The 19,835-nt window shown below is 70.8% G+C and carries 21 protein-coding genes; 11 read left to right on the top strand and 10 right to left on the bottom strand.

What is annotated here, in order from left to right; translation table 11 throughout:
* Positions 1-103 precede the first annotated feature (103 nt).
* Positions 104-1,063: a M64 family metallopeptidase gene (locus WBN91_RS33605; protein WP_337728317.1), complete on the bottom strand. Its 960-nt coding sequence runs from the start codon at positions 1,061-1,063 to the stop codon at positions 104-106.
* A 156-nt stretch (positions 1,064-1,219) separates the two neighbouring features.
* Between WBN91_RS33605 and WBN91_RS33600 the strand changes: the two genes are divergently transcribed.
* From WBN91_RS33600 to WBN91_RS33585, 4 genes are all read left to right on the top strand, one after another.
* Positions 1,220-1,996, top strand: a complete 777-nt coding sequence (locus WBN91_RS33600; RefSeq protein WP_337728316.1) for a cytochrome c biogenesis CcdA family protein — start codon at positions 1,220-1,222, stop codon at positions 1,994-1,996.
* A 50-nt stretch (positions 1,997-2,046) separates the two neighbouring features.
* The gene (gene resB, locus WBN91_RS33595) at positions 2,047-3,534 is read left to right on the top strand and encodes a cytochrome c biogenesis protein ResB (RefSeq protein ID WP_337728319.1); all 1,488 of its coding nucleotides are present in this window, start codon (positions 2,047-2,049) and stop codon (positions 3,532-3,534) included.
* The gene (ccsB, locus tag WBN91_RS33590; RefSeq protein WP_337728315.1) at positions 3,534-4,475 is read left to right on the top strand and encodes a c-type cytochrome biogenesis protein CcsB; all 942 of its coding nucleotides are present in this window, start codon (positions 3,534-3,536) and stop codon (positions 4,473-4,475) included. Before resB ends, ccsB begins: the two co-directional genes overlap by 1 nt.
* A gap of 99 nt (positions 4,476-4,574) precedes the next feature.
* On the top strand, positions 4,575-5,966 hold the full coding sequence (locus WBN91_RS33585) for a MinD/ParA family protein (protein ID WP_337728314.1): 1,392 nt from the start codon (positions 4,575-4,577) through the stop codon (positions 5,964-5,966).
* Positions 5,967-6,017: 51 nt separating this feature from the next.
* Here the strand turns inward: WBN91_RS33585 and WBN91_RS33580 are convergent, their stop codons facing one another.
* On the bottom strand, positions 6,018-6,194 hold the full coding sequence (locus tag WBN91_RS33580) for a hypothetical protein (protein WP_337728313.1): 177 nt from the start codon (positions 6,192-6,194) through the stop codon (positions 6,018-6,020).
* A gap of 52 nt (positions 6,195-6,246) precedes the next feature.
* Positions 6,247-6,465, bottom strand: coding sequence for a BldC family transcriptional regulator (locus WBN91_RS33575; protein WP_337728312.1), 219 nt, complete (start codon positions 6,463-6,465; stop codon positions 6,247-6,249).
* Between the two features lie 150 nt (positions 6,466-6,615).
* Here WBN91_RS33575 and WBN91_RS33570 point away from each other — a divergent pair, with 150 nt between their 5' ends.
* From WBN91_RS33570 to WBN91_RS33560, 3 genes are all read left to right on the top strand, one after another.
* Entirely contained in the window at positions 6,616-7,077 is a 462-nt protein-coding gene (locus WBN91_RS33570; protein WP_337728311.1) for an Lrp/AsnC family transcriptional regulator, read from the top strand.
* A gap of 11 nt (positions 7,078-7,088) precedes the next feature.
* Positions 7,089-7,346 (top strand): DUF4229 domain-containing protein, encoded by a 258-nt coding sequence (locus tag WBN91_RS33565; RefSeq protein ID WP_337728310.1) that lies wholly within the window; start codon positions 7,089-7,091, stop codon positions 7,344-7,346.
* A 177-nt stretch (positions 7,347-7,523) separates the two neighbouring features.
* Positions 7,524-8,225 carry a GNAT family N-acetyltransferase gene (locus WBN91_RS33560; protein ID WP_337728309.1) on the top strand — a complete coding sequence of 234 codons (702 nt, stop codon included), beginning with the start codon at positions 7,524-7,526 and terminating at the stop codon, positions 8,223-8,225.
* Between the two features lie 54 nt (positions 8,226-8,279).
* Here the strand turns inward: WBN91_RS33560 and WBN91_RS33555 are convergent, their stop codons facing one another.
* The 3 genes from WBN91_RS33555 to WBN91_RS33545 form a co-directional block, all read right to left on the bottom strand.
* Entirely contained in the window at positions 8,280-8,573 is a 294-nt protein-coding gene (locus WBN91_RS33555) for a hypothetical protein (protein ID WP_337728308.1), read from the bottom strand.
* Entirely contained in the window at positions 8,570-8,890 is a 321-nt protein-coding gene (locus WBN91_RS33550; protein WP_337728307.1) for a PadR family transcriptional regulator, read from the bottom strand. The genes WBN91_RS33555 and WBN91_RS33550 overlap by 4 nt, the downstream gene beginning before the upstream one ends.
* A gap of 119 nt (positions 8,891-9,009) precedes the next feature.
* Positions 9,010-10,002, bottom strand: a complete 993-nt coding sequence (locus WBN91_RS33545) for an ADP-ribosylglycohydrolase family protein (protein WP_337728306.1) — start codon at positions 10,000-10,002, stop codon at positions 9,010-9,012.
* Between the two features lie 68 nt (positions 10,003-10,070).
* Between WBN91_RS33545 and WBN91_RS33540 the strand changes: the two genes are divergently transcribed.
* Entirely contained in the window at positions 10,071-11,120 is a 1,050-nt protein-coding gene (locus tag WBN91_RS33540) for a PLP-dependent cysteine synthase family protein (RefSeq protein ID WP_337728305.1), read from the top strand.
* Between the two features lie 84 nt (positions 11,121-11,204).
* Positions 11,205-11,600 carry a hypothetical protein gene (locus tag WBN91_RS33535; RefSeq protein ID WP_337728304.1) on the top strand — a complete coding sequence of 132 codons (396 nt, stop codon included), beginning with the start codon at positions 11,205-11,207 and terminating at the stop codon, positions 11,598-11,600.
* A gap of 3 nt (positions 11,601-11,603) precedes the next feature.
* On the opposite strand, the gene WBN91_RS33530 is transcribed toward WBN91_RS33535, so the two are convergent.
* From WBN91_RS33530 to WBN91_RS33515, 4 genes are all read right to left on the bottom strand, one after another.
* On the bottom strand, positions 11,604-12,476 hold the full coding sequence (locus tag WBN91_RS33530; RefSeq protein ID WP_337728303.1) for a 1,4-dihydroxy-2-naphthoate polyprenyltransferase: 873 nt from the start codon (positions 12,474-12,476) through the stop codon (positions 11,604-11,606).
* A 43-nt stretch (positions 12,477-12,519) separates the two neighbouring features.
* Entirely contained in the window at positions 12,520-13,770 is a 1,251-nt protein-coding gene (locus WBN91_RS33525) for a hypothetical protein (RefSeq protein WP_337728302.1), read from the bottom strand.
* 131 nt (positions 13,771-13,901) lie between these two features.
* Positions 13,902-14,882, bottom strand: coding sequence for an o-succinylbenzoate--CoA ligase (gene menE, locus WBN91_RS33520; RefSeq protein ID WP_337728318.1), 981 nt, complete (start codon positions 14,880-14,882; stop codon positions 13,902-13,904).
* 465 nt (positions 14,883-15,347) lie between these two features.
* Positions 15,348-16,259, bottom strand: a complete 912-nt coding sequence (locus tag WBN91_RS33515) for a 1,4-dihydroxy-2-naphthoyl-CoA synthase (protein ID WP_337728301.1) — start codon at positions 16,257-16,259, stop codon at positions 15,348-15,350.
* 204 nt (positions 16,260-16,463) lie between these two features.
* On the opposite strand from WBN91_RS33515, the gene menD reads away from it, so the two are divergent.
* Positions 16,464-18,092: a 2-succinyl-5-enolpyruvyl-6-hydroxy-3-cyclohexene-1-carboxylic-acid synthase gene (gene menD / locus WBN91_RS33510; RefSeq protein WP_337728300.1), complete on the top strand. Its 1,629-nt coding sequence runs from the start codon at positions 16,464-16,466 to the stop codon at positions 18,090-18,092.
* 57 nt (positions 18,093-18,149) lie between these two features.
* Complete coding sequence (locus tag WBN91_RS33505) at positions 18,150-19,643, top strand: M1 family metallopeptidase (RefSeq protein WP_337728299.1); 1,494 nt, start codon at positions 18,150-18,152, stop codon at positions 19,641-19,643.
* Positions 19,644-19,835 lie beyond the last annotated feature (192 nt).

The following is a 19,835-nucleotide window of genomic DNA, read 5'->3' as shown; positions in this document are numbered from 1 at the left end:
TTCGGGCAGGCCATACGGGGATGACACAAGCAAGAAGCCCAGGTAGAGGTGTGCCGTGCGGCAGCTTCGTGAAAAGCTTGGCGTGCGGCTTTGGGGGTGATTGTTAGCGGAGGGTGGGGATTTTGGCTTTGAAGGCGTTGATCATGGCTTCTCGGCCGATCAGGTTGAACTCTCGGCCCAGGGTGCGCATGATCGAGTTCTCCGTGGGGCGGTAGAGGCCCTGGCGGTAGTAGCGGCTGCCTTCGTAGGCGCCTACCGTGCCTCCGTCCGGGGAGGGTTGGCCCAGGTACTTGGACCACTTTTGGCCCGTCGGGTCGGTGGTGGCGTTGGGTTCTGATGGGTCGGTGCCGGTGTACTGGTCGTACGGGTAGTCGTATTCGTCTGCCAGGCCGCCGATGGAGTGGCCTAGTTCGTGGACGGCGATCTGGCCTGCCTGGTCGTTGGCGCCTGCTGCTGTGGCGATGCCGCCGCCGGCGCCTCCGTACTTTGCCGTGTTGCCCAGGGCGATGACCTGGTCCGCCTGAGGGGCCAGGGCTCCGTACTGGGTTGCCTTTGTCTGGTTCACGCAGAGCAGGCGTTCGGTGTTGACGTCTCGGCCCTGGCACCAGAAGCCCATGTCCAGTGCTGTGTCGCGGGCGGTTCCCAGGGTTGGGTCGTTGTCCACGCCGGACTCCGGGCTGACTACGTTGACCTGCCAGACGTTGAAGTACTGCTTGTAGGACTTGAACGGCTCCACGGCCGACAGTTCCGTCCACTTGCTCACCACGTGGTCGTGGTAGGTCGTCAAGTCCGCCTGGGTGTAGCCGTCGCCCACGAAGACCAGGTCGAAGCGCTGGTCGGGGGCTCCGGTTTCCTGGATGGCGACGACGTCGGCTGCGACTTGGGACGGTTCGGCTCTGGTCTCCAAGACCCGGGGGACCGCTACCTGGGTGATGCTGCCGTCCGGGGAGAACACCTCCCGCCACTCGACGGGTGTCTCCTGTGCCGCGCCGCCGGGTGCGGGGGTGGTGATGGCGGCTAGTGCGACGGCCAGCACGGGCAGGGTGAGCCGGTGAACTCGCATGGCGTGACGCTATGAAGCCGGTCACTCACTCACAAGGGTGGAAAGGCGGGTTTAACCGATAGGGGAACGGGGAAAGGCCCCTATCGGCGTGACGGGGGTCATCACTAAGGGCAGCCGGTGGGCGGGGGGCCTTGGGGGCTCCCTACCCTGGTTGGCGTGAACCCGACGGATCTCGCCATCTCCGGCCCGTTGGTGCTGGCCACGGGTGTGGCGGTGCTGGCCGGGGCGATCTCGTTCGCGTCTCCCTGCGTGGTGCCGTTGGTGCCGGGTTACCTGGCTTACCTGGCCGGGCTGGTGGGTGCCGAGGCGCCCGCTGTGTCCGACGGTGAAGAGCGCAAGGCCGGGCGGTGGCGGGTCGCGGGAGCGGCTGGGTTGTTCGTGCTCGGGTTCACCGTGGTGTTCGCGCTCACGTCGTTCGTGGTGCTCGGGTTGAGCAACACCCTTTCCTTCAACGCCGACACGCTCCAGCGCATCGGGGGCGTGATCACGATCGCGATGGGACTGGTCTTCATCGGACTGGTGCCCGCCCTCCAGAAGGACATCCGGCTGCACCGCACCCCGCGTGGCGGGCTGATCGGCGCGCCCCTGCTGGGTGGCGTGTTCGCGCTCGGGTGGACGCCGTGCGTGGGGCCGACGTTGTCGGGGGTGATGGCGTTGGCGCGTGGCACGGAGATCGGGTCGGCCACCGGGCGTGGTGTGGTGCTGGTGCTGGCCTACTGCCTCGGGCTGGGGTTGCCGTTCATCCTGATCGCGCTGGGCGCGCGGTGGGCGGTGCGGGTCACCGGGTGGTTGCGGACGCACGTCCGGCAGGTGCAGGTGTTCGGCGGGGTGCTGCTGATCGCGGTGGGCGTGGCGCTGGTCACCGGGCTGTGGGGCGAGTTCGTGTTCTGGCTGCGGGACGCCGTGGTCACCGATGTGGAACTGCCGTTGTAGTGAAAGCGTTCCTGGCCTTCCTGCGCAACACGTGGCGCGGTCTCACCGCGATGCGCACCGCGCTGACCTTGCTGTTCCTGCTGGCGCTGGGCGCGATGCCGGGCGCGCTGCTGCCCCAGCGGTCCCTCAACGCGCAGAAGGTCACCGAGTACATCGCCGAGAAGGGCTGGTGGGGACGGTTCCTCGACCGCCTCCAGTTCTTCGACGTCTACGCCAGCTACTGGTTCTCCGCGGTCTACGTGCTGCTGTTCGTGTCGCTGGTGGGCTGCCTGCTGCCGCGCACGTGGGAGTACTTCAAGCAGATGCGGGCCAAGCCCGTGCTGACCCCGCGCAACCTCGCCCGCCTGCCCCACCACGCGGAAGGCGGGACCGCCGAGAGCCCGGAAGCCGTTGTGGCACGGGCGAAGCAGCGGCTCAAGGGGTGGCGGCTGGTCGAGCGCGAGGAAGCCGACGGGGCGCGCAGCGTCAGCGCCGAGCGCGGGTACCTGCGCGAGACCGGCAACCTGGTCTTCCACTTCTCCCTGCTGGGCCTGCTGGTCGCGTTCGCGCTGGGCAAGATGGTCGGCTACGAGGGCCAGGTCATCGTGCAGTCGCAGGGCGGCCAGTTCTGCAACTCCGGCGTCTACAACTTCGACAGCTTCCGGCCCGGCCTGCGGGTCGACGGGACGCAGCTGTCCCCGTTCTGCGTGCGGGTCAACGACTTCCACGCCACCTACCTGCACAACGGGCAGGCGCAGAGCTTCCGCGCCGACATCGACTACCAGTCCGGACCGGACCTGGACAGCGGGACCTGGCGGCCGTACCCGCTGGAGGTCAACAGCCCGCTGCGCACCGCGGGCGACCGCGTCTACCTCCTCGGCCACGGCTACACCCCGCTGTTCACCGTCACCTTCCCCAACGGCGAGCAGCGCACCGGCGCCACCCAGTGGCGCCCGGTCAACGAGGTCACCCTCGCCTCCGAGGGCGCGACGAAGTTCGACCCGCCCGGCGTCACCGACACCGAGCAGCGCCGCAAGAACCAGCTCGCCATCACGGGACTGCTCGCGCCCACGGCCGGGTTCCGCGGCGAGCTGCTGGACTCGGTGTTCCCCGAGGCGCGCGACCCGGCGGTGGCGATCGACGTCTACCGCGGCGACCTGGGCACCGACTCCGGGCGCGGCCAGTCGATCTTCTCGATCGACGAGAAGCAGGTGCAGGACGGCAAGCTGGCCAAGGTGGCCCGCAAGAACCTGCGGCAGGGCGAGGAACTCACCCTCGACGACGGCACCCGGATCAGGTTCGAGGGCGTGAAGGACTGGGTGTCCCTCCAGGTGTCGCACGACCCCACCCAGGTGTGGGTGCTGCTGTTCTCGGTGCTGGTGATCCTCGGCCTGGGCGTGTCGCTGAGCGTGAAGCGCCGCCGGGTCTGGGTCCGGGCGGCGCCGGGACCGGACGGGCGTACGGTTGTCGAGGTCGGCGGGCTCGCGCGCACCGACCAGGCCGGGTACGGCGAGGAGTTCGGCTCGCTCGCGCGTGACGTGCTGGAGAAGGAGAAGTGATGCCGGTCAACGAGACGCTGTCCACCTACAGCGACTGGACCTACGGGGCGGCCGTCGCCGTGTACTTCTTCGCGGCGGTCTTCTACTTGTGCGAGGCGGCTTTCGGGCGTGTGAAGACCCGCGAACTGGTCGGGGCCGGGGCTCCGGTCGCCGGCACCGCCGAGGACGGCACGTGGACGCCGGGTCTGGTGGTGCGGCAGGAACGGTCCCGCGCCGAGAAGCTCGGTCGCATGGGCGTGGCCCTGACCGTGCTGGGCGCGCTGCTCCAGTTGTCCTCCTTGGTGTTGCGCGGTGTCGCTACCGAACGCGCGCCCTGGGGCAACATGTACGAGTACGGCTCCCTGCTGACGTTCGCCGCCGTGGCGACGTGGCTGGTGCTGATGCGCAAGTTCCCGGTGCGCAAGCTCGGCGGGTTCGTGCTCGTGCCGGTCGTCATCCTGATGTTCCTGGGCGGCACCGTCCTCTACGCCGAGGCCGCGCCCGTGCAGCCGGCGCTCCAGTCGTACTGGCTCGTCGTGCACGTGTCGGTGATCTCGGTGTCCAGCGGCATCCTGCTGGTGCCCGGCGTGGCCAGCGTGCTGTACCTGCTGAAGTCCTCCGGTCGGGCGCGGTTCACCAAGCTGCCCGACGCCGACGTGCTGGACCGGGTCGCTTACCGCAGCACGGTGTTCGCGTTCCCGCTGTTCACCATCGGCATCATCTGCGGCGCGATCTGGGCCGAGGCGGCGTGGGGCCGGTTCTGGGGCTGGGACCCCAAGGAGACCGTCGCGTTCGTGTGCTGGGTGGTCTACGCGGCCTACTTGCACGCCCGTGCGACCGCCGGGTGGCGTGGGCGTCCCGCCGCCTGGATCAACGCGTTGGGCTTCGCGCTCAACGTGTTCAACCTGTTCTTCATCAACCTGGTCACGACTGGATTGCACTCTTACGCGGGTGTCGGCTGACCGGCGTACCCGATGTCGTGGAACCGCTGCGGGCCGACTACCGTCGAACACTGAGGTCGGGGGAGGCTCGATCCGCTTTGCGCAGGGAGGACCCCAGCGGTGACCGGTCGCTACGAGAGTCCTGAGTCGTCGTGGCAGCCGCCGTCGGGCGCGGAAGGGCAGCAGCCCAACCCGAACCAGTCCGGCGGTTACCAGGTCGAGCCGGGGTCGGGTGCGCACTACGTCGATCCCACCACCGCCTACCTCGACCCGGCCCAGGGCACGCCGTCCGGGTCCTACCCGGTGGGCAACCACAGCGGGCCGTACCCGGTGGGCAACCAGTCGGGGTCGTACCAGGTCGGGAACCAGTCGGGTCCCCACCAGTCCGGCGCCTACCAGGTCGGCAACCAGAGCGGCGCCTACCAGGTGGGCAACCAGTCCGGCGCCTACCAGGTGGGCAACCAGTCCGGGCCGTACAACGTCGCCGGGCAGTCGGGGCCGCACCAGTTCCAGGGCCCGTTCCCGAACAACTTCCCGCAGAGCATCCAGCCCCAGCAGCAACCGCAGCAGCAGCGCCCGCAGCAGGCCACCGCGCACGAGGTGTCCTCGCAGCAGCTGATCAAGCGCGCGAAGCGGCCACCGCAGTCGGGCTGGCGCAAGACCGTGCACGCCATGACCGGCGGCCTGGTCAACATGGGCGAGAGCCCGGCGGACATCCGGCGGCGCGAGCTGATCGCCCGGATCAACCAGCCGCTGCGCGGGTGCTACAAGATCGCGATGCTGAGCCTCAAGGGCGGCGTCGGCAAGACCACCACGACCACCACGCTCGGCTCGACGTTCTCGTCGCTGCGCGGTGACCGCGTGATCGCCGTGGACGCCAACCCCGACCGCGGCACGCTCGCGCTGAAGGTGCCCCGCGAGACCACGGCGACCGTCCGGCACCTGCTGCGTGATGCGGCGCGCATCACCAAGTACAGCGACGTCCGCGCCTACACCTCGCAGTCGCCCAGCCGCCTGGAGATCCTCGCCTCCGAGCAGGACCCGGCCGTGTCCGAGGCGTTCAGCGACCAGGACTACCTGCGCACGGTCGCGCTGCTCGAACTCTTCTACAACATCGTCCTCACCGACTGCGGCACCGGCCTGATGCACTCGGCGATGAAGGGCGTGCTGGACCAGGCCGACTCGCTGGTGCTGGTGTCGTCGGGCTCGGTGGACGGCGCGCAGACCTCCGCGGCGACCCTGGACTGGCTGGAGGCCCACGGCTACCGCGACCTGGTCGCCAAGTCCGTCGCCGTGATCAACTCGGTCCGGCCCGGCTCGGGCAAGGTCGACCTGGACAAGCTCGCCGCGCACTTCGCGCAGCGCTGCCGGGCCGTCGTGCGCATCCCGTTCGACGCGCACCTGGAGGAGGGCGCGGAGATCGAGCTGGACAAGCTCGGCCCGGAGACCCGCCTGGCGCTGCTGGAACTCGCGGCGACGGTCGCGGACGACTTCCCCCACAAGGTCACCTGAGCGCGCACGAGGAGGGGTCTCCCGCGCGGGAGACCCCTCCTCGACGTGCGGTCACTCCTCGTCCGGACGCTTCTTCGTCTGCTCGCCCAGCTTGCGCAAGAACTCCGGGTCGTCGTCCGGTGCGATCACACGGCGGCTGGGGGCGGAGTCGACCCGATCCGGCCCGAACGCGCGCCACAGCAGCACGGCAATCGTCAACGCACCGATGAGCGCGAGCACGTAGAGCATGGTCGCCACCTCCTTTGCCACGAGGTTACCCGTGTCACCGAGGTGAACGGACTCAGTGTCGTACCGGTTCGGTCGCCTCGGTGGTCAACTCCGAGAGCAGGGCCTGGACTTCGGACTCCCGGAACCGGCGGTGGCCGCCCGGCGTGCGGATCGAGCCGATGCGGCCGGCGGTCGCCCACCGGGTCACGGTCTTGGGGTCGACGCGGAACAGACTGGCCACCTCGCCGGGCGTGAGCAGCCGTTCCCCCTGGTGTCCCTGCGTGACGGTCACGGTCTTCCTCCCCGATGCCGAACAGACGTACCGGACGCATCGTGGCATCCCGGCCTTCGGGTACTCGAACACTTGGGTGATGGTAAAGAGGTAGTAAGGGACGAAGTGGGCGGTTCGGACATCGGCGCGGGTACCCCTACGCTAGGCCCGGTGGACGCACTCGATCGCCAGATCATCGCCGCGCTGCGCGAGAACGGCCGAGCCACCTACGCCGACCTGGGGCGCAAGGTCGGCCTGTCGGCCTCCGCGGTGCACGAGCGGGTCGGCAAGCTGGAGGCCACCGGCGTCATCGTCGGCTACCACGCCGTGGTCGACCCCAGCGCGGTGGGCCTGGGGGTGACGGCGCTGATCGGCATCCACCCCACCGACACCGCCGACGACGACGAGCTGGCCGACGCGCTGGGCGAGCTGATCGAGGTCGAGAGCTGCTACCGGGTCGCGGGCGACGAGTCGTTCATCGTGAAGGTCCGGGTGGCCACCGTGGACGACCTGGAGCGGTCGCTTGGTCGGCTCCGGCGCATCCCGGGCGTGGCGCGCACGCGGACCACGGTGGTGCTGTCCACGCGCTTCGAGGGCCGTCCCAACACCGCCGCCGCCGACGGCGGCGCGTAGCCTGGGTAACCGTGCAACACCTGGGTCGTGATGTGACGCTGTACGTCGGCGCGCGGCTGGGCATGGTCGCCGCGGTCACGGTGGTCCTGGTCCTGCTCAACGTGCCGTTGCTGGTCGCCTTGGCCGTGGGCGTGGTCGTCGCCCTGCCGCTGTCGTTGTTCCTGTTCAAGGGCCTGCGGATGCGCGTGGCGGCCGGCCTGGAGGAGAAGCAGGCGGCCCGGCGGGCCGAGCGCGAGAAGCTGCGCTCGCAGCTGCGCGGCGAGGGCTGAAAATCGGTGGTCGGCACGGCGTCGCGTGGCTAGGGTTCCCGCGACCGTGACTCGACACGTGGAGGTGAGTCCCATGAACGCTGTTGCGATGTGGGTGCTCCCCTCGTCGTCACGGTCGGGCGACTGACGTAGGGGTTGCCCAGCGCCTTGGGCAGGCACTCCTGAAGGGCGACCACCATGAACACTTCGCGCTTCACCGCTGGCGGACCCGCGGTGGAGATCGCCAGGGCCGAGCCGGACCTGTGGCACGCGCTGGACGACGGCCGCGCGGCCGGTCACGGCGAGGCCACCACCCGACCCGACGGCCGGATCTTCCTCACCGTCGACGCGTGGCACCGGTCCGTCTTCGACCAGCTGGCCGGGGCCATGCTGACGGACCTCCCCGGCCCGCTGCACACCGTGGTCGACGGGGCCGACCACGACCTCCTGGCCGCTTGGCGGGACGCCGGCCTGACCATCGGGCGGCGGGAGTGGGACTACGTCGTGCCCACCGCGCCCGCGCGCCCGGCGGGCGTCACGATCCGGCCCGCGACCGCCGACGACCTCGCGCGGCAGGACTGGGAGCTCCGTCCGGTAACTCCCGCCGTGGCTCCGCCGAGCAACGTCGTGGCCGTCGTGGACGGCGAGAGCGTTGGTCTGCTCCGGGTGGTGCGGGTGCGCGTCGCCCGGATCGACCTGGTGACCGTCCGCGCCACCCATCGCCGCCGTGGCATCGGGCGTGCTCTGGTGACCCACGCGCTGGGCGTGCTGCACGGCGAGGGCGTCGAGGTGGCGTACGCCCGGGTCGACGAGGCCGACGTGGCGGCGACGGCGCTGGTCGAGGGCCTTGGCGGTCGGCGGGCGGCCAGCACCTTGGAGTTGGTGCGCGACGGCCGGTGAGAGCGGCCGGACCTAGGGCGGTCGGCCGTTCCCGTTGGAACGGCCGACCGCGCTTTAGACGACCAGCAGGAACATCCCGCCGAGGTTGGCCAGGACCATCACGGCGAGCACGGCGGAGAACCGCCGGCTCTCCCGCAGCCGCAGTCCCAGCGCGAGCACGCCGATCGGCAGCAGCGCCTTGCGGACGTGGGCGATCCGCAGCGCACCGAACGCCACGCCCAGCGGGGACAGCCCGGCTTCGGTCGCCCCGAGCACGTCCGAGCGCCATTGTTCGAGGTAGCGCGCTCGCGAGTCCCGGGGCAGCAGGGCGGCGGCGCAGGTCACGAGCAGTAAGGCGAGTCGGGTCATCGAGCGGCCTCCGGTCCGGGGTTCGGCAAAGCCCGCTTTGCCGTCGAGTTCTTGCGCGCGAGCACCTTGACCGCCTCCCGCGCCCCTTCGGTCGTGAGCACGTACATCCGCCGCCGAGGGCCGCGCCGGTCGGCGTCGTCGTCCCAGGAGGACGTGACCCAGCCCGCGCGTTCCAGGCGGTCGAGCAGGGGGTAGACGCTGCCGGAGGGTCGGCCGGTCAGCTTGATGATCTCCAGTCCCCAGCGCGGCCGGTCCCCGTCCAGGAGGACGGCGAGCACGTCCACGGTGGCCGCGCCGACGCGTTCCAACGGTTCCACGCGGCTAAGCCTACCTATGTAGATTAAGGGCCGTCAACGGTCGGACAGACCAACCGGTTCGGGGGCGTCGGGGACCGGTGTCAGGGACCGGTGTCGGTGGTCGGCGTCAGGGGTCGGTGTCAGGGGCCGAAGAGCTCTGCCGCCTCGTCGGCCAGCCGTCCGATCACGTCGCCCAGCTCCAGGTCCGCCCGCCAGTGCGCCGGGATCGCGCCCTCGCCGTCGCGGGTGCCCAGGAGGTTGCCGCAGATCGCGCCGGTCGAGTCGCTGTCGCCGGAGTGGTTGACCGCGAGCAGCAGGCCGTCCGCCAACGACCGGGCCGTCAGCGCCGCCAGCAGACCGATCGCCAGCGCCTCCTCACCGACCCAGCCGCCGCCCAACGCCGTCTCGATCAGTTCCGGGGTCGGGCGCACGCCGCGTTCGCCCAGCTCGCCGGCCAGGTCCAGCAGGGCCAGCTGCTCCTCGTGACCCTCCCAGCGGGCCAGCTCGTCGCGGGCCACCTCCACCGCGTCCGGCAGGGTCGCGCCCAGGCGCAGCCGCTGCACGAGCACCGCGAGCACGCCCGCCGACAGGTAGCCGCTGGGGTGCCCGTGGGTCAGCGCGCCGGTCGCCGCGGCCAGGGCGAACACCTCGCGCACGTCGTCGGACCACCAGCCGACCGGGGCCGCGCGCATCACCGCGCCGCAGCCCTTGGAGTCGTTGATCGGCGACTCGACCGTGCCGAGCTTGCCCGACCGCAGCGCCGTCAGGCACGTGTTGCCGGGCGCGCGGAGTTCGTGCAGGTCGCGGACGTCCAGCAGCCACCCGTCGCGCGCCACCTCCGGACCGCCCTGGGTGCGCAGCCACCGCCCGTACGCGAGGTGCACCTCGTGCACCGGGTCGCTGCCCCGCCTGCGCGCCAGGACCAGGCCCTCCAGCGTGAAGAGGGTCATCTGGGTGTCGTCGGTGATCGCGCCCAGCCGTCCGTAGGCGGGCGCGTAGTCGGTCAGGCCCGACGGACCGAACCGGCCGCGGACGCGGTCGATCCGGTCGAACTCGATCGCGGCGCCCAGGGCGTCGCCCACACCGCCGGCGAGCAGGCAGGCCCGCAGCGTCCGGCTCCCACGTGAGGTCACGGCGCAGAAGTTATCGTGCCGGCGTGACCACTTCCGTAGACCGATGTAGCTCCCGGACCCGGGAATGGGTGTGCGAGGCCGTCTCGATCATCGAGGCCGACGCCAACCGCAGCGCCGACACACACCTGCTGCACTTCCCCCTTCCACTCGAATGGGGCATCGACCTCTACCTCAAGGACGAGTCGACCCACCCCACCGGCTCGCTCAAGCACCGCCTCGCCCGGTCGCTGTTCCTCTACGCCATCTGCAACGGCTGGGTCGTCGGTGGCACGCCGGTGATCGAGGCGTCCTCCGGATCCACGGCCGTGTCCGAGGCGTACTTCGCGCGCCTGCTCGGGCTGCCGTTCATCGCCGTCATGCCCCGCTCCACCAGCGGGGAGAAGGTCGCGCTGATCGAGCGGCAGGGCGGCCAGTGCCACTTCGTCGACGAGCCCGGCGCCATCTACGACGAGTCCCGCCGGCTCGCGGCCGAACTGGGCGGGCACTTCATGGACCAGTTCACCCACGCCGAACGGGCCACGGACTGGCGCGGCAACAACAACATCGCCGAGTCGATCTTCCAGCAGATGGCCCTGGAGGCCGCGCCCGAACCCCAGTGGGTCGTGGTCGGCGCGGGCACCGGCGGCACCAGCGCCACCATCGGCCGGTACATCCACTACAAGAAGCTGCACACCCGCCTGGCCGTCGTGGACCCCGAGCACTCGGTGTTCTTCGACGCGTGGCGCGACAGCGACCCGGCCCTGGTCGGCAACCGCGGGTCGCGCATCGAGGGCATCGGCCGGCCGCGCGTCGAGCCGTCGTTCGTCGGCCAGGTCATCGACCGCATGGTCAAGGTGCCCGACGCCGCGTCCATCGCGACCATCCGGCACGTCGAGGAGGTCCTCGGGCGGCGGGTCGGCGGGTCCACCGGCACGAACCTGTGGGGCGCGTTCCAGCTCATCGCCGAGATGCGGTCCTCGCGCCTGCGCGGCAGCGTGGTCACCCTGCTGTGCGACGGCGGCGAGCGGTACGCCAACACCTACTACGACGACGAGTGGGTCGCGGCCCAGGGCCTGGACCTGGCCCCGCACCTGGCGACGCTGACCCGGTTCCGCTCGACCGGGACGTGGTCGGTCTAGAAAAGTCGGCCCGCGGGGGAACGCGGGCCGGGCGTCGTGCGTCGCAGCGTGGATCGGCAAGTCGGGAAGGGGTTCACCGTGGGCATGTGGCGGACCGCTGAGGTGCTGTCGGCCGAGGACGTGCTGGCCCGCTCGGTCGCCGCCGCCGACAAGGCGATGCAGGAGGCCGCGAAGCTGCGCTACCCGGCCCGCGAACCCTCCGCGGAGGACGTGCGGAGGGTGATGGCGTTCGCCAAGTCGAACGAGGCGTCACCGGAACTGCAAGCGCTGCAACGCCGCATCGCCGGCGGCCACCTGAGCTGGCGCCAGGTCCTCATGGGCGAGGCGGCCCACGACCGGGGCGTCCGCGCGGCCCTGGAAGCCGACCGCGAACGCCTGTCCGCCCTGTGCCGGGGCGAGGAGGTCCGCGTCGAACCCCCCAAGCCCCGCCCGCGCGACGACGACGAACTCCCCGGCTCCTTCACCGAGGACGCCTGGTAGCGCTCAGTCCAGCGCCAGCGTGATCGTCGTGATCACGCCCCACGCCAGCATCGCCAGACCCGTGGTCTGGAGGACCGGGATCAGGTCGCGGCCCGTCGCGCCCTTCGCCACCCGCCGTGCGCCCAGGAAGACCAGAGGTAGGGCGAGCAGACCCAGCAGCGCCAGCGGGACGCGCAGGCCGATGGCCAGGGTGATCACGAACGGGATCGTCACCAGGGCCAGGTAGAGGCGGCGGGAGTCCTTGTCGCCCAACGTGGTCGCCAGGGTGCGCTTGCCCGCCTGGAGGTCGGTCGGGATGTCGCGGAGGCTGTTCGCGATCATCACGCCGGTCGAGAACGCGCCCATCGCGACCGCGCCGCCGATGCCGATCCCGGTGATCTCCCCGGTCTGCACGTACAGGGTGCCCAGCACCGCCGCCGGGCCGAAGAACAGGAAGACGGCCAGCTCGCCGAGCCCCGAGTACCCGTACGGCTTGCGCCCGCCGGTGTAGAACCACGCCGCCGCGATGCACACCGCGCCGAACGCGACCATCCACCACCGGCCGCTGAGCACGACCAGCACCAGCCCCGCGACGGCGGCGACGCCGAGCGCCGCGAACGCCGCCGTGCGCACCGACCCGGGGTTGGCGGCACCGGACCCGACCAGGCGGAACGGGCCGACCCGGTGCGCGTCGGTGCCGCGGATGCCGTCGGAGTAGTCGTTCGCGTAGTTCACGCCGATCTGGAGGGCGACGGCGACGACCAGGGCGAGCACCGCGAACGTCGGGTCGAACCCGTCGATGTGGTGCGCTGCGCCCGCGCCCACCAGGACGGGCGCGATGGAGTTCGGCAGGGTGCGGGGACGGGTCCCCGAGATCCACTGGGCGACTGTGGCCATGCCGCCCATCCTCCGTGATGGACCCCGGGGACCCGTTGCCGGGTCAGCAGGTCGTGGCCCCCGACACACCCGAGACGTAGGCGCGGGCGACGTACTTGCCCGCCGCGACCCGGTACCAGATGTTCGACGTGCCCTGCGAGCCCGTGACGGACTGGCCGGTCACCTGGCACTCGACGCGCACCATCGCGTAGTTCGCGGCCAGGCCGACCTGGGCCGCGGTGGACGTGGCGCCGCTGCGGACGTTGAGCGGGTCGCCCGCGGTGCGCACGTAGCCCGCCGGGCCGGAGCCGGTCCACTGGTAGGTGACGGTGACCCAGGCGTTGTCCGAGAGCTGGAGGCCGTCCCAGAAGGTGCCGTCGGCCAGGTCGATGCCCGCCGGGTTGGCGACCGTGCGGCCGAACTGGTCCTTGCCGCCGTTGTAGCCGTCCTGGTACGCGGCCTGGGCCTCGGGCTTGCCCTGCGGCAGGTCCTTCCACATCTCACGGGTGCTGGACGGGTTCCAGTAGTCGTCCTTGGTGTTCCACGGGCCGACGTCCCACACCGGGGCCCACTCGCAGCGGCCGTTGGACGCGCACACGCGGACGCTGTAGGTGCCCGAGTTGTTCGCGGCCAGGCCCCGGCGGGAGGGCAGGGCGACGAAGTGGTCGCGCGACTTGATCACGTGACCGTTGGCGGTGGTGCCGCCGACCAGGCCCTCGCGGGTGGCGTAGATCCGGTAGGACAGGCCCGCCGCTTGCGCGGTGAACGACTTCGTCGTGGACGCGGTGAGGGTCAGCTCGTGGACCTCGGGGCCTTGTTTCTCGGCGGTGAGGGCCAGTCGAACCTGGACCGTCGTCGTGGTGGTCGGCAGGACGGCAGGGGCGTCCGGCCGAGCCTCGACCCACTCGGTCCACTGGTCGTCACCGAGCGCGCCACGGATGTCGACCGCGACCTCCGCACCGTGCGGCACGGTGCTTCTGACCGCGGCGGCGACGGTGTTGGCCGGTGTGTCGAGCTCGTGCGGTGCGAGCTGGAGGAACCCGGTGCGCACGGCGGCCCGCGCACTGGCCGGGGTGGGCGCGGCACGGTCGAGCCGGACGGTCCCGGCGTCCGAGGTGACACCGCTGTCATCAGCGTCCACAATGGACAGGTCCGCCCGCCACGACGCCCCGGCTCCGGCCGGTGCTCCGGCACTGGCTCCAGCGCTCGCTCCGGCACCGGGTGCTCCCGTTCCGGCTCCGGCGGTGGGTGCTCCGGCCAGGCCCGCGGTCAGCACGGCGGTCACGGCGAGTGGTAACAGGTAGCGCCTCGTCATCGCAGCACTCCTCGCCCGGACAGGTGGAGCGGAGGGACCGCTACAGGGGCCACCCGTCACGGTTCTGCGCCTGAGCCAAGCGCGACCCGAGGTTAGTTGTCAACCAACAAGACGGTGGCCACGAGAAAAACTCACCCAAACGAGCGAGCGACGACGGCACGATCGACCTTCCCAGGCCCCCGCGTGGGCAGTTCCGCCAGGAAGACGACCTGCTTCGGCATGGCGAACCGGCCAATGCGGTCGCACACCGCCTGCCGCAACACATCGGGGTCGGGCCGCTCGTCAGGGTCGGAGGGAACGACAGCAGCCACCACCACCTGCCCCCACTCGGCATCCGACACCCCCACCACACACACCTCGTGCACCCCGGCTTGCGCGGCAAGCACCCGCTCAACCTCCTGCGGCGACACGTTCTCCCCACCACTGATGATCACGTCATCAGCCCGCCCGGTGATCTCCAACGTGCCCCCCGCGGTGATCCGCCCGAGATCCCCGGTGGTGAACCACTCGCCGAAGGGCTCCCCACCCCGGTAGCCGAGGGCGAGGGTGGGTCCGGCGATCTCGACCCGGTGGTTGACCAGTCGGACACGGACCCCGTCGAGCGGATGGCCGTCGTAGACACAGCCGCCGGCCGTCTCGCTCATGCCGTAGGTGGTGACGACGTTGACCCCAGCCCGGCGCGCACGCTCCAGCAGCGAGGGCGGCGTGGCGGCACCGCCAATCAGGACGGCGTCAAACTCCCGAATGGCCGCAAGCCCAGGACCTTCGGTAGCGACCAGGCGGGCAAGCTGGGTGGGGACAAGGGCGGTGTAGTGCGGACCGGGCGCGGCCAGCACCGGCCGCGCGGCGGCAGCGAACCCGGACGCGCGAAAACCCGAGGCAAGGTCCATAACCCCCGGCGCACGCCCAGCCACGATCGACCGCACCAGCACCTGGACCCCCGCGATGTGCGTGGTGGGCAAGGCAAGCAACCAGGTCCCCGGCCCACCCAGCCGCGCATGGGTCAACTCAGCCGACGCAACAAGCGCACCAGCAGACAGCAACACCACCTTGGCCCCACCAGTCGACCCAGAGGTAGCCACAGCCAACGCAGCCCGAACCTCCCACCCCACCAACCGCCCAAACTCCGACCCCCCATCCAACCCAGCCACCACAACCCGCCCACCCGAACTCGCCCCACGCGAGCCCGAGCCACCCGAGCCGGAGTCACCCGAGCCGGAGTCACCCGAGCCGGAGCCGCCCGAAGCCGAACTGCTCGCGCCCGAGCCGTCCAAGCCGCCCTCGCCTGAACTGCGCGAAGCCGCCGACCCCACCGACCCCGCCGGTCGGGTCTGTGTCAGCTGGGTCGGGTCGGCGGCCTCAGTCCCGGCCCCGGCTCGAGCCCTGGTCTCGGTCTCGGTGACAGGGCTGGGTAGAGCCGGTGCGAGGGCTTCGCGGAGGGCGTCGAGCATTGACGCCGCCCCGGCCGCTGCGGCTCCGGCTGACGCAGGTCCGGTCGGCGCGGCTCCGGTCGGCGTGGGGCTGGCAGTCCCGGCTCCGGGCGGGGTGGGCTGGGGTGGTGGGGTGGTCATCGGGGATCAGTAGTAGTAGGGGTAGGCGGACCAGTCTGGGTCTCGCTTTTCCAGGAAGGCGTCTCGGCCCTCGACCGCCTCGTCGGTCATGTAGGCCAGGCGGGTCGTTTCGCCGGCGAACAACTGCTGGCCCACCAGGCCGTCGTCGATGAGGTTGAAGGCGTACTTCAGCATCCGCTGCGCGGTCGGGGATTTGCCGTTGATCTCCTTCGCCCATTCCAGGGCCGTGTTCTCCAGTTCCGCGTGCGGCACGACCGCGTTCACCGCGCCCATCGCGTGCATTTCCGCCGCCGAATAGGTCCGGCCCAGGAAGAAGATCTCGCGCGCGAACTTCTGGCCCACCTGGCGCGCCAGGTACGCCGAACCGTAACCGCCGTCGAAACTGCCGACGTCGGCGTCGGTCTGCTTGAAGCGCGCGTGCTCCTCGCTGGCCAGCGTCAGGTCGCACACCACGTGCAGGCTGTGCCCGCCCCCGGCCGCCCACCCCGGCACGACCGCGATCACGACCTTCGGCATGAACCGGATCAGCCGCTGGCACTCCAGGATGTGCAGCCTGCCGGCGCGTGCGGGGTCGACGGTGTCGGCCGTCTCTCCCGACGCGTACTGGTAGCCGCTGCGCCCGCGGATGCGCTGGTCACCGCCCGAGCAGAAGGCCCACCCCCCGTCGCGCGGCGAAGGGCCGTTGCCCGTGAGCAGGACGCAGCCCACGTCGGAGCTCATCCGGGCGTGGTCCAGCGCGCGGTACAGCTCGTCGACGGTGTGCGGGCGGAACGCGTTGCGGACCTCGGGGCGGTGGAACGCGATGCGCACCGTGCCCTGGTCCACCGCGCGGTGGTAGGTGATGTCGGTGAAGTCGAAGCCTTCGACCGGCTTCCAGCGGGTCGGGTCGAAGATCTCGGAAACGTCCTGGTCTGCCACGCAGGGGACAATATGCCCGCGCCGAAGCTGAGAGCGGCCCAGGTTGGTGGTCAAGGCCAACGGCGTGTCGGGGCTGGGCGACGGCGAGTGGGTGTCGAGGGACGGCGAGTGGGTGTTGTGCAGTGGTCATGACTCAAGTATTCGAACACCTGTTCGATTCGGCAAGGTGGTTCACCTGATCGAGCGGTGGGCGACAATGTGCAGGTGAATCCGTCCACCGCGCAGGCCCGGGTGCTCGTCGACGAGCTGATCCGCAACGACGTCCGGCACGTCGTGCTGAGCCCCGGCTCCCGCAACGCGCCGCTCTCCATCGCCCTCGCGGAGGCCGCCGCCGAAGGACGGATCACCCTGCACGTCCGCATCGACGAGCGCAGCGCGGGCTTCCTCGCCCTGGGCCTGGCCAAGGGCAGCGGCCAGGTCACCGCCGTGACCTGCACCTCCGGCACCGCCGTCGCCAACCTCCACCCGGCGGTCCTGGAAGCGCGCCACACGGGGGTCCCGGTCATCGCCCTCACCGCCGACCGCCCGGTCGAGCTGTACCGCACCGGCGCCAGCCAGACCGTCGACCAGCACGGCATCCTCGGCGTGGACACCCTCCAGTTCCCCGTCGCCGAACGCCGCGCCGGGCAGAACGGCCTGTGGCGCTCGCTGGTCTGCCGCGCCGTCGCCACCGCCCGCGAGACCGGCCCGGTGCACCTCAACGTCCCCTTCCGCGAGCCCCTCGTCCCCGACGGCGACGACTGGCTGGAACCGCTGGACGGCCGCCCGTTCGACATGCCCTGGACCCGCGCCGACCCGCGCACCACGACCTCGGTCCACGCCGCCGACCACCTTGGCCCGCGCACTCTCGTGGTCGTCGGCGACACCGACCAGGACCTCGACGACCTGGCCGAACGCGCCGGCTGGCCGGTCGTCGCCGAGCCCACCGCGACCACGGGGCAAGCGCTCCGCCACGGCTCGCTGATCCTCAACGCGGGCGATCTGCCCCCCGAACTCACGCCGGACGCCGTGGTCGTCGTGGGCCGCCCCACCCTGTCCCGGGGCGTGATGCGCCTGCTCGCCGCCACCCCCACCGTGCACGTCCTGTCCGACGCCCCCGACTGGCCGGACCCGCAGTTCGCCGCCACCCACACCTCCACGGACCTGGTCCTGGGCGAGCACGAGGTGGACCACACCTGGCTGACCGCCTGGCGCCACGCCGACAAGGCCGCCGCCGCGGCCGTGGACGAGCTGCTCCAGCGCGAACCCTGGCCCACCGGCCTGCACGTGGCCCGCGACGTGCTCGACGCCCTCCCGCCGCACACCCACCTGTTCCTCGGCTCGTCCAACCCGGTCCGCGACATCGACCTGGTCGCCGCGCCCCGCCCGGACGTCCGCGTGCACGCCAACCGCGGCGTCGCCGGCATCGACGGCAGCGTCTCCACCGCAGCGGGCCTCGCGCTCACCGCGGGACCGACGTTCGCCCTCGTCGGCGACCTGACGTTCCTGCACGACACCAACGGCCTCCTGATCGGCCCCGGCGAACCGCGCCCCGACCTGACCGTGGTCGTCCTCAACGACGACGGCGGCGGCATCTTCACCCTGCTCGAACAGGGCGCGCCCGAGCACGCGGCCACCTTCGAACGCGTCTTCGGCACGCCCCACGGCACCGACCTGGCCCACCTGTGCGCGGCGCACGGCGTCCCGCACACCCGCGTGGACACGGCGGACCAATTGAGACGGGCGCTGACCCCGCCGAACGGATTGCGCGTGGTGGAAATCCGGGCGAAACGCACCGAATTGCGCGCACTGCACGCCCGGCTCAAGGCTGCTGTGTCAACTGCTTTTCATTAGCCAGGAACCTACGTACGGGGGTACAGAACACCTTCCCGGAAAGCTAGCTTCGCCCGCATGTCCCTCAGAGCGAAGCTCACGCTAGGCACCGCCACCGCGGCTTCACTGCTGCTGTTCGCCGGCTCCGCGTCCGCCGCGGAACCCGGCGCGCCGGGCATCGGCGACCCGTACTACCCGAATGCCGGCAACGGCGGGTACGACGTCTCCCACTACGACATCCGGCTCAACTACCAGCCGGCCACCGACAACCTGGCCGGCACGACGACCATCGTCGCCAAGACCACCCAGGACCTGAGCCGGTTCAACCTGGACTTCCTGCTCAAGGTCAGCTCCATCCGGGTCAACAACCGCGTCGCCGGCTTCTCGCAGGCTGGCGGCGAACTGGTCGTCGACCCGAAGCAGAACCTCCGCAAGGGCAGCGACGTGACCATCGTCGTCACGTACTCCGACGTGCCCTCCAACTACGACATCGACGGCTACAAGTCGTGGAAGCGCACGCCGGACGGCGCGCTGGCCATCGACGAGCCGGACATCGCGCAGTGGTGGTTCCCGAGCAACAACCACCCGACGGACAAGGCGACCTACGACGTGTCGGTGGCCGTGCCGGACGGCGTCGAGGTCATCTCCAACGGCACGTTCAACGGCACCGCCAAGCAGATCAACGGCTGGACGCGGTGGCGCTGGAGGAGCGCGAAGCCGCAGGCCAGCTACCTGGCGTTCATCGCGATCGGCCAGTTCGAGGTGCGGCAGTCCACCGCGCCCAACGGCCAGCCGGTGGTCAACGCGTACTCGCTGAACCTGGGCGAGAACGACCTGCCCGCCAAGGCCAGCGTCGAGCGCACGCCGGAGATCACCGAGTTCCTGGAGCAGAGCTTCGGCCAGTACCCGTTCGAGGCACAGGGCGGCGTGGTCGCCCCCGGCATCGGCTTCGCACTGGAGAACCAAACCCGTTCCACCTACGACCCGGGCTTCTTCCGCCGCGGCGCGAACACCTACGTCGTGGCCCACGAGGTCGCACACCAGTGGTTCGGCGACTCGGTCTCGGTGCAGCGGTGGCGCGACATCTGGCTGAACGAGGGCTTCGCGAGCTACGCCGAGTTCCTGTGGTCCGAGCACGTGGGCGAGGGCACGGCCCAGGAGAACGCCGAGTACATCTACGACCTGTACCCGGCCGACAGCGACTTCTGGCAGGTCCTCCCCGGCGACCCGGGCGCAGCAGATCTCTTCCACGGCGCCGTCTACGACCGCGGCGCCCTTACGGTGCACGCCCTGCGCGTGGCCGTGGGCGACGAGGCGTTCTTCACCATCCTGAAGCGCTGGACGCAGGAGAAGAAGTACGGCAACGGCACGATCGAGGAGTTCATCGCGCTGTCCGAGTCGGTGTCGGGCCAGCAGCTGGACGAGCTCTTCCAGACCTGGCTGTTCACCCCGGGCAAGCCGGCAGCGGCCCCGGGCGCGGCCACGTTCGCCACGCAGGCGGTGGTGGCGGAGCCTAAGGCCTTCCAGAAGATCCGCGAGACGCACGAACTGCTCGACTCGCACCAGCACTGAGCAATGGGACACGAGCGGCCCTTCCGGACACGGAGGGGCCGCTTCTCTTACCGCCCTCACCGCTCCCCACACCACGCGCCCCGCACAGGCAGCCGTTCTTGCGCGCGAAGCGCGTTCTTCGCGCGCGGAGCGCGCGGTAGGTGTTACCTACAAGTGGAGGGCCTCGGTTCCCCCACCGTATGGCCTGCCCGA

It is taken from the genome of Saccharothrix sp. CCNWYY140 (genome assembly GCF_037401995.1).
Classification (GTDB): Bacteria; Actinomycetota; Actinomycetes; order Mycobacteriales; family Pseudonocardiaceae; genus Actinosynnema.
This window is presented reverse-complemented; position numbering and strand designations above follow the sequence as displayed.

Coding starts and splice junctions, on each gene's coding strand:
- ccsB (WP_337728315.1), top strand. CDS start 3,534: ATGCCGGTCAACGAGACGCTGTCCACCTACAGCGACTGGACCTACGGG.
- WBN91_RS33530 (WP_337728303.1), bottom strand. CDS start 12,476: ATGGCCACAGTCGCCCAGTGGATCTCGGGGACCCGTCCCCGCACCCTG.
- WBN91_RS33505 (WP_337728299.1), top strand. CDS start 18,150: ATGTCCCTCAGAGCGAAGCTCACGCTAGGCACCGCCACCGCGGCTTCA.
- resB (WP_337728319.1), top strand. CDS start 2,047: ATGCGCACCGCGCTGACCTTGCTGTTCCTGCTGGCGCTGGGCGCGATG.
- WBN91_RS33555 (WP_337728308.1), bottom strand. CDS start 8,573: ATGACCCGACTCGCCTTACTGCTCGTGACCTGCGCCGCCGCCCTGCTG.
- WBN91_RS33605 (WP_337728317.1), bottom strand. CDS start 1,063: ATGCGAGTTCACCGGCTCACCCTGCCCGTGCTGGCCGTCGCACTAGCC.
- WBN91_RS33525 (WP_337728302.1), bottom strand. CDS start 13,770: ATGACGAGGCGCTACCTGTTACCACTCGCCGTGACCGCCGTGCTGACC.
- WBN91_RS33535 (WP_337728304.1), top strand. CDS start 11,205: ATGTGGCGGACCGCTGAGGTGCTGTCGGCCGAGGACGTGCTGGCCCGC.
- WBN91_RS33580 (WP_337728313.1), bottom strand. CDS start 6,194: ATGCTCTACGTGCTCGCGCTCATCGGTGCGTTGACGATTGCCGTGCTG.
- WBN91_RS33560 (WP_337728309.1), top strand. CDS start 7,524: ATGAACACTTCGCGCTTCACCGCTGGCGGACCCGCGGTGGAGATCGCC.